This is a genomic window from Enterococcus sp. DIV1067f, from assembly GCF_050543505.1.
GTDB lineage: Bacteria > Bacillota > Bacilli > Lactobacillales > Enterococcaceae > Enterococcus_D > Enterococcus_D entomosocium.
Genome location: NZ_CP172940.1, coordinates 800954 through 817308, shown reverse-complemented (window position 1 = coordinate 817308; position 16355 = coordinate 800954). Strand labels below are relative to the sequence as shown.

Below are 16355 nucleotides of genomic sequence, written 5' to 3'. Positions count from 1 at the left end.
AATGATCATATCTCACCGCCTTTTTTGTTTAATATTTTTCTTTCATAACTCTAGATTAACCCTTTTTTTTATTCGTAATAACAAAGTATTGTCCAATTATTCGCCGATTTTTTTATCCATAAAAGCTTTCTATGATAAATTTCTTTTAAAATAAATTTTTCAAAAAGGATCTTAAGTTTGTAGAGGTATAGAATCAGAATTGATTGTTCACCCCCATTTTTATTCATGCCTTTATTCACTTCCGCTCGCAATACCTTTAAACAAAAACCCATGTTTCAACAGGACGAAAAAGTAGCTTTAGCGAAAAAATCCTTTAAATATGCTGATTAGTTATATTTGTAGCTTTAAAGTTGAAAAAATATGACTAATAAAATCAATACTTACAGATAAAAATTTAAATCCTTCTTTTTATCTTATAAGGATTTATTCCTAACCAGAGCAAAAGCTAACTTGATACAAAAAAATGCTCTATAAATATTATTCGGATAAAACTATACAGAATTTTGTGATTCATTTTGCTACTAAATCAATCTTAAACTGTCCAACACAAAAAAATTCACTTAATTTTCTAAAAACGAAAATTATTCAGTTTACCTTATCTCATATCAAAAGTTTTTTATTAAAGAATTTTACAACATCGATGATAAGACATCTTCAAGTGACTCGTATGGTAAGTTAGTTTATCGCTTTTCTTAAAAGAGCAGAATGATTCGTAGTATCGTAACCCTGTTTAAAAGATTATTTTTCTAATTATCTTCTTTAAGAAAATTTTTACTTCTGAGAAAGCGTCCATTCCTTATTAGTACAGAACCTTAAGAATTAAGTCATTTATTCTAAGAAGTATAGATAAACCAGTGTTTCCTGTTCATTTAGTTACTAAATTATTCAACATCAAATAAGAATATTTCTCGTATTGCCCCCCCTAAAACGAATCAAATTTTTGTTTATAAGAAAGAATAATTTTTACAGTTATACTTTACTTCCTTTTAGCGTATCAACTATTGGCTGTCGGATAATGCGACAGAAATCGCATCTTATACCTATTTGATTTCATTAAAATGAAGTCATAAAAAAAGGAGGTATACTTATGTATAGAAGTAATGGAAATTATGAAGCCTTTGCTAAACCAAAAAAACCTAATAACGCAGATGAAATTTCAGCATATTTGATTGGCTCCGGATTAGCTTCACTTTCTGCAGCTGCATTTTTAATCAGAGATGGTCAAGTGAAAGGTGAAAAAATTCATATCATTGAAGAACTACCAATTACAGGAGGTTCTTTAGATGGAATGTACAAGCAAGAGTATGGATTTGTTACTAGAGGCGGTAGAGAGATGGAGAGTCATTTTGAATGTTTATGGGATCTATACCGCTCAATTCCATCTTTAGAGGTAGAAGGTGCATCTGTTTTAGATGAATTTTATTGGTTAAATAAAGAAGATCCTAATTCATCACACTGTAGACTTATTTACAAAAAGGGAGAACGCTTTCCAAGTGATGGTAATTTAACTTTAAGCGAAAAGGCAACTAAGGAAATTTTTGCTCTTTGCTTAATGAAAGAAAATCAATTACAAGATAAAAAAATCTCAGATGTATTTTCGAAAGATTTTTTTGAATCAAACTTTTGGGCTTATTGGAGTACAATGTTTGCCTTTGAAAAATGGCATTCAGCGATGGAAATGCGTAGATACTTAATGCGCTTTGTTCATCACATCGATGCACTAGCAGATTTTTCATCATTGAAATTTACTAAGTACAATCAATATGAGTCGCTTGTTTTACCACTACTTTCTTATCTGAAAAATCATGGAGTGCATTTCCTATATAATACAAAAGTAGAAAATATAATCATTGACACAAAAAATAATGAAAAAGTAGCACAAAGCATAATCTTAACAAACGAAGACGAAAAACAAACGATTGAACTAAGTAAAAATGATTTAGTCTTTGTAACTAATGGATCTATTACAGAAAGTTCAACATATGGTAATAATGATACGCCAGCGCCTCCAACACATGATTTAGGTGGAAGCTGGACACTATGGAAGAGACTAGCTGATCAGGATCCATCATTCGGACGTCCAGAGAAATTTTGTGATAACTTACCTCCAGAAAGCTGGTTTGTTTCCGCGACAATTACAACACTAGATAAAAAAATTGCTCCTTACATTGAAAAAATAAGTAAAAGAGATCCATATGCAGGAAAAGTAGTGACCGGTGGAATCGTCCATGTAAAGGATTCAAATTGGAAGTTAAGTTACACACTGAACAGACAGCCACATTTCAAGAGTCAGCCAAAGGATCAATTAGTCGTTTGGGTTTATGCGCTACTATCTAACAAACCAGGTAATTATATTAAAAAATCAATTACAGAATGTACAGGAAATGAAATTGCACAGGAGTGGTTGTACCAAATGGGTGTACCAGTAAGTAAAATTAAGAATTTAGCACTAAATTCTTGCAACACTGTACCTTGTTATATGCCATATATAACATCTTACTTTATGCCTAGAGCAAATGGTGACCGACCATTGGTTATACCTAAAGGATCTAAAAACTTAGCCTTTATTGGTAACTTTGCTGAGACTGAAAGAGATACTGTTTTTACAACAGAGTATTCCGTCCGAACTGCGATGGAAGCTGTTTATACACTGTTAGATATTGATCGTGGTGTTCCCGAAGTCTTTGCGTCATCTTATGACATAAGAATGTTACTTAAAGCCTTTTACTACCTGAATGATAGAAAAGGAATAAAAGAGGTGAAAGTTCCATTATTAGCCAAATTAATCGAAAAACATGAGCTGAAAAAAATAAAAGGAACTTTCTTAGAAGAATTACTGCAAGAATCAAAATTACTTTAGAAAAGTTTTAAAAAATTAATCAAATTGATTAAGGAGGAAGTTAATATGTATTATTCTAATGGGAACTATCATGCATTTGCACATCCTAAGAAACCAAAAGGTGTTGAAGATAAATCAGCATATTTAATCGGATCTGGTTTAGCATCGTTAGCAGCTGCTGTATTTTTGATTCGTGATGGACAGATGCCAGGTAAGAATATTCATATTTTAGAAGAGTTATCCTTACCCGGTGGGAGCCTCGATGCCGCACTACAACCCGAAAATGGTTTTGTTATGCGTGGTGGTCGAGAAATGGAAGAACATTTCGAAACATTGTGGGATTTATTCCGTTCAATCCCTTCTTTAGATACCAAAAATGCTACAGTTTTAGATGAATTTTTCTGGCTAGCAAAAGAAGATCCAAGTTTCTCTCATGCTCGTATAATTGAAAATAATGGAATAAGAATGGCTACAGATGGACAACTTAAACTGTCCAAACAAGATATTAGAGAAATTTTATCCTTAGTTTTAATGACAGAGGAAGAATTGAATGATACAAAGATAAATGACATATTTAGTCCAGAGTTTTTTGAATCAAATTTTTGGTTATATTGGGCATCAATGTTTGCTTTTGAGCCTTGGGCTTCAGCGATGGAAATGCGGCGATATTTATTAAGGTTTGTACACCACGTAGGAGCATTGGCTGATATGTCATCATTAAGATTTACTAAGTATAATCAATATGAATCATTGGTAAAACCACTGATTCATTATTTAGAAGAACATCATGTTCATTTCCAATATAACACAGCGGTTAAAAACGTAATTGTAAAAAAAGATGAAGACAAAAAAATTGCCACTTCATTAGAGTTAGTGGTCGATGGAATTGAAAAAACCATCTCTTTGACAGAGAATGACCTGATCTTTGTAACGAACGGTTCTATTACAGAAAGTACTACGTACGGAAGCAACCACAAGCCTGCTGATCCCAATCACGAACTAGGAGCTTCTTGGGCATTATGGAAAGCTTTAGCCAGACAAGATTCAGACTTTGGTAAACCAGAAAAATTTTGTGATAACATTCCAAAAGAAAACTGGGTGATTTCAGGAACAATTACATTAAAAGATGATCGTGTATTACCGTATATTGAAAATATTAGTAAAAAAGATCCTCGTAGTGGATCAATTGTAACAAGTGGACCTGTTACAATCAAAGATTCAAGCTGGTTTTATGGCTATTCTATTAGTCGACAACCTGTTTATAAAGCTCAAAATCCAAATGAAACAGTTGTTTGGGTCTACGGTCTATTTTCTGACAAAAAAGGCGATTTTGTGAAGAAAAAAATTACAGAATGTACAGGTATTGAATTATGCGAAGAATGGCTATATCATATTGGTGTTCCAATCTCTGAAATTCATGATATTGCTACAAATTCTGCGAATACGATACCAAGCCATATGCCATATATCACTTCTTACTTTATGCCAAGAGCTGTGGGAGATCGTCCGTTAGTTGTACCAAAAGGTTCACAAAATTTAGCCTTTATAGGTAATTTTGCAGAAACGGATCGGGATACTGTTTTTACAACAGAGTATTCGGTTAGAACAGCTATGGAAGCCGTTTATACATTGTTAGAGATTGATCGTGGTGTTCCAGAAGTATTTGCCTCCTCTTTTGATGTCAGGACTATTTTAGAAACCCTTTACTATCTAAATGATCAAAAAGGACTAAATGAAGTGAATATGCCTTTAATTGATCACCTTATTGAAAAAGAAGCGTTGAAGAAGGTTAGAGGAAGTTATATAGAAGAGCTATTAGAGAATGCAAATCTGATTTAAATCGACTTCTTACAATTAAAAAAGAATGAATTTACTACGCAATTGATGCATTATTGCACGTATCTTCCCCAAACAATAATAAAAGTAAGTCATTCGTATTCTCTTAGGACATAGTTGAGACAGCCAAGGATTTTTTAAACAAAGACGAAACAATTCATTTTTATCAAAATTAAGACATTAACAATATAATTAGGATGTAAAAATATTGACAACTTAACAATTAGGCTCTTTGTCATCTAATATTGTTGAAGAAAATCCTAAGAATCATATCACTTAATATTTTTCCTAAAGAAAATTTATACGATTGTAAAAAGTTTAACTTTTTCGGAGTGGAGAAATCCACTCCATTTTTGTATGCTTTTATTGATGATTTGAGGAAGCTTTTAATACATCTTATCTATATTATACCGGACTCTGACAGCTTAGTTTCCCTCCATATGATTGTAATTGTAGTAATCAAGTTAGATATCAATTTCTCACATCAATGAGAATCTCTTCCGTCATAAATTTTATACTTTAATAGGCTAAAGAAATTCTCCATAATTGAATTATCTAAAAAATTCTCTTTACGAAACATAGTTTGGAAGTCTTATGTCCTTTCAATCCATGCCTCTAAGCTTTAATTTATTATTTTCATCTTTTAATAGGACTTATGTATTTGCTATAAATTTCTCTCTAGGTAGTTTCCTCTACTCTTCGTAAAATTGTTTGATTTTGATTATCTACTTAGACAAAAAAATTCATAACTTAATGTCGATTTTTCTGCACTAAAAAAGGTGTCAGTAACTTTTAAGTTTCTGACACCTTTTTTATTACATATTTTGAAACAGCTAAAAATTGTCCATAACTTTTATACCAAAATGGATTGTTCGAAGTATTTTACCTTTGAACAATCCATTTTAATTTTTTTAGATATATATGAAATTAACTTCTCAATCCAATTCCCTTATTCACCAGGTAATAACAAATTCCATAAAGGACAATGATAAATCCAATAAGAAGTGACAATGAAATAGCAATTGGAACATCCGTCGTTCCTAAGAATCCATATCTAAATCCGGAGATCATATATACTATGGGGTTGATTTTAGAAACAGCCTGCCAAAAAGGAGGCAGCATTGATATCGCATAAAAAACACCGCCCAAATATGTAAGAGGCTGTAAGACAAAGGTTGGGACAATCGAGACGTCATCATAAGATTGAGCGAAAACCCCATTGATTAGACCTGCAAGTGAGAATAAGATTGCCGTCATTAATAATGTGACGATCACAATAAGCCAAGAATGGACATGTAGCGGAACAAAGAACAATGATATCAACGTGACTAAAGACCCGACCAGGATACTCCTTCCAAGTCCCCCCACTACAAACCCCCAGATGATAATATGTGTAGGTACAGGAGCAACTAATAGTTCCTCAATATTTTTCTGGAATTTTTGTGAGAAAAAGGAAGATGATACATTTGCATATGAACTTGTAATTGCTGACATCATTATTAAACCTGGTACAATAAATTCCATATATGAAAAGCCGCCCATATCACCAATACGGCCCCCAATCATTTTCCCAAAAATAATAAAGTACAAAGAAGTTGTAATAACAGGTGGTACCAGTGTTTGTACCCAAATTCGAAGATACCTATTTGTCTCTTTTATTGCTAAGCTTTTCAATGCTGTGTAGTAAAGATTAAACATGATTCTCCTCCAATGTTTTTTCTTCTGTTATTTTCAAGAACAATTCTTCTAATCGATTAGACTTATTCCTTAGGGACAAAACTTTCACTTCTTGATCACTCAATTGTTTAAAAATATTGTTTACACCTTGATCACGCTGCACGACGACTACTAATGTCGTATCATCTTCAAAATAGTATTCATAACCCAAAATTTCTGGTTTATTCTCACTGGATTCTAAGTCAAAAATAAAGGTTTCGTATTGCAGCTTTGAAAGGATACTTTTCATACTAGTGTTCTCGATCAACTCACCTGATTGAATAATCCCGATGTTTCGACAAAGAAGCTCTGCTTCTTCTAAATAATGTGTGGTAAGAATGATTGTTGTTCCTTGATGATTCAACTCCCTTAAGAAGTTCCACATATCACGTCGCAACTCTATATCTACTCCTGCAGTCGGCTCATCTAAGATAAGTAAATTAGGTTCATGCATTAATGCTCGTGCTATCATTAATCTTCTTTTCATTCCTCCGGATAGCATACGTGCTCGCACATTTCTTTTTTCCCATAAGTTTGATTGTTTTAAATACTTTTCAGCTCTACTCAGTGCTTCTTTTCGTGAAACCCCATAGTAGCCTGCTTGATTGACAACGATTTGTTGGACTGTCTCGAAGGGATTGAAATTGAATTCCTGAGGGACAAGTCCAATTTTCTGTTTGGCTCTTACTAAATCTGTATCAATGTCATAGCCAAATATTTTTACCTTTCCCGAAGTCTTATTTACTAATGAAGTAATAATTCCAATAGTCGTGGATTTACCCGCTCCGTTTGGTCCCAGGAGTGCATAAAAATCTCCTTCATCCACTGTTAAATCAATCCCTTTCAAAGCCTCTACACCTGTAGCATAAGTCTTTTTTAAATTCTTAATTTCTAATGCATAAGACATTAATCAATCCTCGCTTTCTTGCTCTAAGTAACATGCTATCTTCTATTGACCGAAATAAAATCATGCAACCAAGAAGGTCACATGACTTTATGAATTTTTGAATTTACTTCGCTCTTTTTTTAGCGACTATATATAAGACAAAAATCAGAATAAGGATATTTAAAAATACACCGAATCGAATGGGAAAATTTAAAAGTTTAGCAACCGCAAAAGCAAATATAACACCAACAATACGTGCGGCGGTTCGCTTTTCTTCTGTCATAAGTTATTGCGCCTCTTCCTCATTTAATCTTGTATCTTTAAGAATTTCCTGATAATTTTTGTTTCCTCCAGATAAATTGTAGACTTGTCTGAAACCTTTTTTCAGTAGAATATTTTGAGCTGCATTTCCAGTAACTCCTTTATTACAGTAAGTTACGGTCACACATTCTTTATCCAACTCTTCATATCGGTCTCTTAACTCAGCTAAAGTTATGTGAATTGCTCCTATAACTCTTGAAGTTTCAAACTGTTTTCTTGATCTGGTATCAATAATTTGTAATTGTTCACCGTTTTCAATTCTTCTTAGTAGCTCTATAGGAGTCATTAGCGGTGTGTTATTATTTACATCGTTGTTCAAAGCCATCCCGGTATAATGAATAGGATCTTTTGTTGTAGAAAAAGGTGGAGCGTATGCTAGATCTAGGTGGAATAAATCTTCAGCAGTTGCGCCAAATGAAATAGCAGTAGCAAGCACATCGATACGCTTATCTACACCATCATAACCAATGATTTGTGCCCCAAGTATCTTCCCGTTTTCTTTATTTGCGATCGCTTTGATCACCATTTCTTTACCATTCATATAGTCCGGCTTATTAGGTTTAATATTATATAAAGTAGTAATGGCTATATCATTTGCTAAAGCATCTTTTTCTGTGAGACCAGTTTGAGCGATTGTAATATCAAAGAATCGTAAAATACCAGTTCCTAAGATTCCCTTATGTCGTAGATCGCCACCGGTAATAACATCTCCTGCGATCCTTCCCATTTTATTGGCTGTTGAAGCTAAAGGTCGATAAATAGGTCGCCTAGTTATGCGATCAAAACTTTCTGCTACATCACCCACAGCATAAACATTTGGAAGATTGGTTTCTAACTTATCGTTTACTTCTATAGCTCCGGTAATTCCTAATTTAATTCCCATGGATTTTGCTAATGCGGTGTTCGGCTTTACTCCAGTAGCTAATACAAAAATATCTGCCGTAAAGATAGTTCCTTTAGCCGTTTCAATAGACTTCAGACGACCATCACTGTTAACTTTTCTGATGGTTTCTTCAGGGAAAAAGGTAATGTTTTTCCTTTTCATTTCATTAATGATTCTTGAAGACATGTCCCAGTCTAAATGGGACATGGGATATTTACTTCGTTGAAGTAACGAGACCTCAAGACCTAATCTTTGCAACTGCTCGGCCATTTCTAAACCAATATATCCAGCGCCGATGACAACAGCTTTTTTTGGCTCGTTTTCATCTACAAACTTCTTGATACTTTTCCCACTCGAAATGTTTTTCACCTGAAAAACATTCTCAAAATGTCTATTAACAAATATTTCTGGGGTATTATAAACCGATCCTGTGGCAAACACTAAAACATCAAAGTTATTCGTAAATGTTTTTTCTGTAATTAGATTGATTCCGTGAACCAATTTTTTATCATAGTCAACCTGAGTTATTTCATGAGAGGTATGAATATCTACGTTGTACCTTTTTTTAAACCATTCAGCATCACGAGGCGTCAGTTCATCAAAGTTTTCCACTTCTCCACCCACTGCATATGGAATCCCACAAACTGCGTAAGACACATCTATATCTTTATCATACAAAACAATCTCTGCATCTTCAGTATTCCTTCTTGCTTTTGCAGCGACACTTGTTCCAGCAGCGACAGATCCAATAATGATGATTTTCATTTCTCCACACCTATCCTTTATATGTTCTTGATTTCACTCAAAGATTCCGGATTTATGAACCAGTCTTTTGTTTTATTAGAAACCTTAACTAAAAGTAACATAACCGGCACTTCCACAAGTACACCTACGACTGTTGCTAAAGTTGCTCCTGACTGTAATCCAAAGAGTGATATTGATACCGCTACTGCTAATTCAAAAAAGTTACTTGCTCCTATCATTCCGGCGGGTGAAGCAATATTATGTGGCAACTTCCAAAATCTTGCCCAACTATAAGCAATTGTAAATATTAAAACCGTTTGAATCGTCAAAGGAATTGCAATCAATAAAATATGCAATGGATTAGCAATGATTCTTTCACCTTGGAAGGAGAAGATAATGATCAAAGTTAGTAATAACCCAATAATCGTCACTGAATCAAATTTCTTTAAGAATATATTTTCAAAATAGGTTAACCCTCTTTTTTTTATGATCAACACTCGAGTAATGAAGCCTAAAAACAATGGAACAACTACAAAAAGAACAGTAGACAGTAATAAAGTAGCTAAGGGGACACTTACATTATCAACACCTAACAAGAAAGCAACAATAGGTGCAAATAATACTAGGATAATTAAATCGTTGATTGCGACTTGAACCAAAGTATAGGCAGAGTCACCTTTTGTTAGGTAGCTCCACACAAAAACCATCGCTGTACATGGTGCAGCTCCTAGAATAACCGCACCAGCGACGTATTCTTTTGCTAGTTCTATTGGTATCAATTGTTGGAAAATCACATAAAAAAAGAGTGCTGAAATGCCATACATCGTAAACGGTTTAATAAGCCAATTAGTAACGCATGTGATGATCAAACCCTTAGGTTTTTTAGCAGCACGAACAATACTAGTAAAATCAATTTTTAACATCATAGGATAAATCATCAACCATATTAAAATAGCCGTTGGAATTGAAACCTGAAAATACTCAAATTGACTTAATGTATCAGGAATAGTTGGTGCAAATTGTCCGATCAACACACCGACAATCATGCACAAGATTACCCATAGAGTTAAATACTTTTCAAAAAATCCTAACCCTTCAGTTTTACCTTTTGGTTTCATTTTTCTTCCCCCCCTATTTAGATCCTTCTTTTACTTTGCACACACAGTTGTCTTCATTATTTACAAGTAATTGTTGAATAGATTTCATAAATTCTACAACAAATTCTTCCCTCAACGAATAATGGTGCCATTGTCCTTTTTTACTTACACAAACAACACCTGCTTTTTCTAGTACTTTCATATGATGAGAGAGTGTAGGTTGTGTAAAATCAAAATATTCAAGTAAATCACATGCACATAAACTGCCGCAAGAAAGCACATCTACTATTTTCATACGATTTGGATCCGCTAGAGATTTTAATACTAATGAAAGAGATTCATAATTCATTCTTTCGATCCTCCTTATATAGATGGTTGTCTATATACAATATAGACAACCATCTATATAAGGTCAAGTTGTTTACTCATAATTTCTAAGTAAAAAGGAATTAATAGCATAGTTATTGCTCTTACTATAGGTTAATTTAGCATAGAAAAAGTGTCCAATAATATCCAATCTTGAACGATTTTATAATATATAGCAATCAAAGAGAGCTCATAAACTCTTAAGTTTCTGACATCATTCAAGATATGTAATTATCATCATAAACTTAATTTTTAATTGAACAGTGAATAATTTATGAGTTTGTGGATACAAAAATAGAATAATACATATCAATTATAGTATTTAAAAAGAGTGTTCAGTAATTAGTCATTTTCTGAACACTCTTTTTAACAATTGCATCATACACATTCTATTTTTTTGAATTCTAATTTGCTCAACATATCTGGCTGCAAAGAACGGTTTATATATTCCAATCGGCAAATAGACCAACAGGGTAAACTCTACTGTCCTACTAAGAATTTGTAATATGCCGGAATTAAATTTAAATCAGATTAAAACACTGACTGACTTAAACAATTTAATTACGCGTCGACACACTTATTAGGTACTATCAAAATTTGGCTGCAAGTAATTAGTAAATAAAAAACCTCTTGAACATGTAAGAGGTTTTTACTAGTTATTTATTTTATACTATTCATGTTTCACTCATTAAAAAAACTAGAAACTACCATAATACGGAAATGAAATAATAAGATAGGACAATCAATATGAACAGCAGTAACATTAAACTTACATACAACCAATTTTTTTGGAATAGTTGGGTTCTTTATCTATCCTTTTTCCTGCAACCCATTTCCATAGATCAAAGTTATTCATATTCTCAGATTCTAGTTGAATAATGTCCGATATACCGAGCTCCGCCCACATAACTTACACGTTCTACATGACCAATGTACATATGAGTTGAGTATACAGCTGGAGGATATTGTCCAGGAGGAAATAATATACTGAACTTAAAACCTGAACACGAGATTGGATACCAACTTGCTCCTCAAATCCTATCGTTATTGATACTAGGAAATCATATATAACTCATTTTACTTGCTTCATTAATTGCGTTCATTATATAAAAGAGGGACAAAAACTTTTAAGTTTATGACACCATTAAGGGTTTGTCCAAATACTCATAAAACTATTTTTTTAATAAATAATCTTTTGATGACAAGTTTACGAAAACAAAAAGAGCATCCAGCAATTAGTCATTTTCTGAATAGACTTAGTTTTTACATCACAATAATTTGAATTTATGACACATTAAAAATCATAGAAGGTTTGGATTTCATTTTCAGGTCATACCCACATAACTCCTTAAAATAATTCTTATAATCATTCTGAACTATTCGAATGATATCCTTACTGGTAAAGTTCTCGAATGATACCAACTGGATCAATAAAGTTAGCTTAGCATCAATACCTAATATTTCAGGGAAAACATCCCAAAATGAATCTTTGGGAACACCATCAATTAATTGATTCAATTTTTCGAACTGCTCCTCCATATAACGGCTCAACGCATTTCGTTCTTTTCCTTTTTTTAAGTGACTGTTGAAAATATTCCATATATTCTTCTTTTTTTTATTAATTTCGTCATTATTTTCTTCCTCATCCACTTTATTTGAAGATTAGGTCCACACTACGGAAAGGAACCATTTCTAGTATATTTTAATTAATGCATTTTTCATTTTTTCTGATGCTTAAAATCATTTTATACTATGGTTACACCAAGTGAGAAAACATCTTCGCTAACGGTTCTTGATCTAAGTAACGCATAGTTTCAAGCATGTGCTCTGCAATTTTTCTTCCTTTTACTTCCTCTCCTCGCTTCATAAGTAACAGTCCTTCAAAGAATTTATAAACTGTTCTGTGGAAAAATTCTCTATAATCGGTTGATAACAGATCTAATTGTGCAAGTAAAACTTCTGTATACTGATATTGTTCTTTCTTAAAGGTGTACTCTAATAAATTTATTAACAAAGTACAATAAATTTCTCGACCATTATCAAGCAGAACATAATATTCTAATAAATTAGAAACTCTTTTGAAAAAAATAAAGATGAGTTCATCTTCTAAAAAGTCCAGTGTATTAGCAAAAAGTAAGATTTCATGTAGCGTCCAACTTTCAACATCTACCAGATAAGAAGCAATAACCTGACGATCACATTCCAGAACTACTCCAGCATGATAAGTTCCAAACTTTTTAAAATGCGTTAAAATTCTTATACGTGATCTTACTTCTGCAATTCTAATATTGTTCAATTTTCCTGTTTTTTTTTCAAATCTTCTAACAAGAGATTTAGACCAGAAATATCTTGTTTATTTGCCAATCTTTGATAAATATGATTGTAATTATTTTTTTCGTTCAATTGATAATCATTTGCAATAAATAAGAATTCATCAATATCCATTGAAAGCTTATCTAGGATTTGAATAAGTATATTGGAAGCTATTTGATGTTTTCCTTTTTCAAATTCAATAGCATAGGACTTAGATATGATATCTCCATAAACTTCTTTTTGACTAAATCCTTTCTTTAAACGAATTTTTCTGATCGTCTCACCGTACATAAATAGTACCCCCTCTTTTACATAACCTTCAATAAACCATCTTCTGAATAGAATCAGTTGATTTTAAGTTTTAATTGCTATTTAAATTATTTATTCAAGTTAAAGTCATGATCTTTAAATTAATTCAGTGAAAAACTTCTAGCGTCTTGAATTTCACAGTTTTGCCTCTTTTGTTTTGAATACAAAGCGCACTACTATACATATAAATATAATACCAATAAAACTAAAAATAGTTGAAATCTTACTATTTTCTCCTGTTTTAGGAAATCTATTAGCATTGATATTTACTTTATCTTCTAGAACTTTAATTTCTCCTTTTTTAACAGAACTAGCCGTTTTCGTCACAGATGTTGCTTCCTTATTGGCTCCTTGACCAATAACCTCTGATGTGTTTTTTGCTGTCTTAATAGAGAGGTTCGTTTCTTCTGGTTTTGGTTCTGTTTCTTTCGTTCCTTCTAGTTCTTGTGTAGGAGTTGGAATTACGGGAGTTGTTTCTTCCGGTTTTGGCTCTGTTTCTTTCGTTTCCTCTGGTTCTTGTGTAGGAGTTGGAATTACGGGAGTTGTTTCTTCCGGTTTTGGCTCTGTTTCTTTCGTTTCCTCTGGTTCTTGTGTAGGGATTGGAACTACGGGAGTTGTTTCTTCTGGTTTTGGTTCTGTTTCTTTCGTTCCCTCTGGTTCTTGTGTAGGGATTGGAGTTACGGGAGTTGTTTCTTCCGGTTTTGGCTCTGTTTCTTTCGTTTCCTCTGGTTCTTGTGTAGGGATTGGAGTTACGGGAGTTGTTTCTTCCGGTTTTGGCTCTGTTTCTTTCGTTCCTTCTGGTTCTTGTGTAGGGATTGGAATTACGGGAGTTGTTTCTTCTGGTTTTGGTTCTGTTTCTTTCGTTCCCTCTGGTTCTTCTTTGAAAAGAAGAATGCCCTTTTCACCGGTAAGGCTATTAAACCATGTGCCACCATCATTTGACCACATGGTTCCATCATCATCAATTGCATGGTATTCATCTTTTACTGTGACGTGATACCCGTTTATTGTATCTGCCGAAACAGGTACTACAACCCCTATACTGCTAATTGCAACTGCTGTTAATCCAATAAAAAGTTTTTTCATTTTGTTTTCCTCCATTAAATTGATCGTTAAAAACTCGTATTTACACGAAACTAAGTAATATTAAAGTAATGATCATAACTATCCATTTCACTTATTTGCTCCTCACAGCTTTTATTAGAATTTAAAATTCCACTTCATTATAGTTTGATTTAATGAATATAGAAAAAAAGTCTTAAATATACGACTTTATTTCTTTTGTTAACTGAAATGACGTAAGATACACTTGTATAAATATAAGAATAAGAGAATCAATCCTTTGGAAAAGGCTAGTCAATACAACCAAGAGTTGTTAATGCCTACATGCATTGCAGTTTTATACTCTATTATATAGAAGCTGATTAAAAGTAAGATTGAACGTGTTCGTTTGATATGATTTATGCCGACCAAGCTTTAAATTATATTTTGAAATGATAATAGTTTATACTTACAACAGTTATTTCATATTAAATTGTCTTAAACTGATCCGATTAATTTTCCTCACTTAATATTTTTACAAAAAACGAATTCTATTTTATACCACATTAGGAGCTGAATCATATGAACAGATTATTACACAGAGATTTAGAGACAAAAAAAATTTTCATTGGGACCTTCATCGTAATACTTGGAATAGTCGGACTATTATGGGGACCATCAATAGTCAGTATTCTTGCACTGACAGTCACAGGTTTTATTGCTTTTCGCTATGTTTATGGGCCGGGTAGTATAAAGTCCCTTTTTTCTAAACCCACTGCACCAATTAAAAACTTCCTTCTGTACTTCTTTTTAAATCTGATTTTGAGTTTCATTGTCTCTGTGATATTAGAACATGTATTGAAATGGGATCTCAAAGGAAATTCTGCTACAGAAGCTGTTCAGCCCTTACTTTTTCTTATTTTACCAATAATGATATTGGGTGAAGAACTCTTTTCTGTTTTCATTTTATCCATTTTCTCTAGCAAATTTCGTCTTCCGATTGCAAGCTTATTGTCAGCGATCATATTTGGGCTAATACATTATTCCACTTATGATAATGGTAATATTATCCATACATTAGGTCATATCTTATTGATACAAGGAGCGGCAAGGATTCTCTTTAACCAAGCTGCAATTAAAAGTAATTCTATACTTACCAGTTATGCAGTTCATTTAATATTTGATCTCACTGCTATTTTGTTAGCTTTTTATTTTGGTTAATATTCATACTAGCTAGCCTAATTAGGGTTGGCTTTTTTTGTTTCGTCGGATTACTGAGTAACTTGCTTATACTTAACCCAAAAAGATTAATATTTTTATTGTTTTTTATTTTTATCTCTATACTTTTCTTAGTTTCATCATATAAAAAGGTGTGATGATGTTGAAGAAAAATTCATCTTTTATTCTATTCTCTATAACCATAATCATTGCTATCTCTTACTTGTTTCTTTCTTATACTGGTTTAAACACTAACGTTTTATCTGTATTCGGAACTGTTTGGAATTTCTTGTTATCAGCTTTAGCGGGGTATTTCTTATTGAAGACTGAGTTTTTATCTCAGTTTAAACATTTCAGTATCAAAGTTTTACTTTGGGGAATACCATTAGTTCTGATTTCTGGCTTCTTCTTTTCTTGGATGTATGTTCATTTTTTCGGTCAAACCACATCTAATTCTATTTATGGAACCATCTCATGGACAATGTATTTTTTACAAATACCCTTTATGCTTTTGGGGGAAGAATTGGTAAGTACAAATATTCTTTTATCTCTTCAAAAAAGAGGAATATCTTTTTTCTGGTCTACAATTATTTGTAGCTTCCTATTTTCTATGTGGCACATCACTTCATATGGTTTTCATCCACTACAATTAGTAATGACTTTGATGCCTGCAAGACTTGCTCTAAATTATATTTGGAAGAAATCTAATAGTGTATGGATTAGCTGGATTTGTCATTTCGTATATGATTCTTTTGGATTTTTAAGTTTCCTTATAAAATAAAAATG

14 protein-coding genes are annotated in these 16355 nt (G+C 32.7%); 4 read left to right on the top strand and 10 right to left on the bottom strand.

Going from position 1 to position 16355, the window contains the following annotated elements; translation table 11 throughout:
• The first annotated feature begins 1087 nt into the window (after positions 1 to 1087).
• Together IGJ42_RS03770 and IGJ42_RS03765 are read left to right on the top strand one after the other, a co-directional pair.
• The gene (locus tag IGJ42_RS03770) at positions 1088 to 2860 is read left to right on the top strand and encodes an oleate hydratase (RefSeq protein ID WP_429961081.1); all 1773 of its coding nucleotides are present in this window, start codon (positions 1088 to 1090) and stop codon (positions 2858 to 2860) included.
• Between the two features lie 45 nt (positions 2861 to 2905).
• A complete protein-coding gene (locus tag IGJ42_RS03765) occupies positions 2906 to 4678 on the top strand; it encodes an oleate hydratase (protein ID WP_429961080.1) in 1773 nt (590 codons plus the stop codon).
• Positions 4679 to 5602: 924 nt separating this feature from the next.
• Here IGJ42_RS03765 and IGJ42_RS03760 read toward each other — a convergent pair.
• From IGJ42_RS03760 to IGJ42_RS03715, 10 genes are all read right to left on the bottom strand, one after another.
• The gene (locus IGJ42_RS03760) at positions 5603 to 6373 is read right to left on the bottom strand and encodes an ABC transporter permease (RefSeq protein WP_429961079.1); all 771 of its coding nucleotides are present in this window, start codon (positions 6371 to 6373) and stop codon (positions 5603 to 5605) included.
• Positions 6366 to 7298: an ABC transporter ATP-binding protein gene (locus tag IGJ42_RS03755; RefSeq protein ID WP_429961078.1), complete on the bottom strand. Its 933-nt coding sequence runs from the start codon at positions 7296 to 7298 to the stop codon at positions 6366 to 6368. The genes IGJ42_RS03760 and IGJ42_RS03755 overlap by 8 nt, the downstream gene beginning before the upstream one ends.
• 103 nt (positions 7299 to 7401) lie before the next feature.
• Positions 7402 to 7560: a hypothetical protein gene (locus tag IGJ42_RS03750; RefSeq protein ID WP_429961077.1), complete on the bottom strand. Its 159-nt coding sequence runs from the start codon at positions 7558 to 7560 to the stop codon at positions 7402 to 7404.
• A gap of 3 nt (positions 7561 to 7563) precedes the next feature.
• A complete protein-coding gene (locus tag IGJ42_RS03745) occupies positions 7564 to 9246 on the bottom strand; it encodes an FAD-dependent oxidoreductase (protein WP_429961076.1) in 1683 nt (560 codons plus the stop codon).
• 17 nt (positions 9247 to 9263) lie between these two features.
• The gene (gene arsB, locus IGJ42_RS03740; protein ID WP_429961075.1) at positions 9264 to 10343 is read right to left on the bottom strand and encodes an ACR3 family arsenite efflux transporter; all 1080 of its coding nucleotides are present in this window, start codon (positions 10341 to 10343) and stop codon (positions 9264 to 9266) included.
• A 13-nt stretch (positions 10344 to 10356) separates the two neighbouring features.
• Positions 10357 to 10671, bottom strand: coding sequence for an ArsR/SmtB family transcription factor (locus tag IGJ42_RS03735; RefSeq protein WP_270277295.1), 315 nt, complete (start codon positions 10669 to 10671; stop codon positions 10357 to 10359).
• 1301 nt (positions 10672 to 11972) lie between these two features.
• A complete protein-coding gene (locus IGJ42_RS03730) occupies positions 11973 to 12338 on the bottom strand; it encodes a DUF7006 family protein (protein ID WP_429961074.1) in 366 nt (121 codons plus the stop codon).
• Between the two features lie 106 nt (positions 12339 to 12444).
• The gene (locus IGJ42_RS03725) at positions 12445 to 12984 is read right to left on the bottom strand and encodes a hypothetical protein (protein WP_430615960.1); all 540 of its coding nucleotides are present in this window, start codon (positions 12982 to 12984) and stop codon (positions 12445 to 12447) included.
• The gene (locus IGJ42_RS03720) at positions 12981 to 13292 is read right to left on the bottom strand and encodes a helix-turn-helix domain-containing protein (protein ID WP_430615958.1); all 312 of its coding nucleotides are present in this window, start codon (positions 13290 to 13292) and stop codon (positions 12981 to 12983) included. The genes IGJ42_RS03725 and IGJ42_RS03720 overlap by 4 nt, the downstream gene beginning before the upstream one ends.
• Before the next feature lie 153 nt (positions 13293 to 13445).
• Entirely contained in the window at positions 13446 to 14396 is a 951-nt protein-coding gene (locus tag IGJ42_RS03715; protein WP_429961073.1) for a hypothetical protein, read from the bottom strand.
• A gap of 537 nt (positions 14397 to 14933) precedes the next feature.
• On the opposite strand from IGJ42_RS03715, the gene IGJ42_RS03710 reads away from it, so the two are divergent.
• Complete coding sequence (locus IGJ42_RS03710) at positions 14934 to 15572, top strand: CPBP family glutamic-type intramembrane protease (RefSeq protein WP_086332066.1); 639 nt, start codon at positions 14934 to 14936, stop codon at positions 15570 to 15572.
• A gap of 157 nt (positions 15573 to 15729) precedes the next feature.
• Positions 15730 to 16350, top strand: a complete 621-nt coding sequence (locus IGJ42_RS03705; RefSeq protein ID WP_429947053.1) for a CPBP family intramembrane glutamic endopeptidase — start codon at positions 15730 to 15732, stop codon at positions 16348 to 16350.
• Positions 16351 to 16355: the final 5 nt, after the last annotated feature.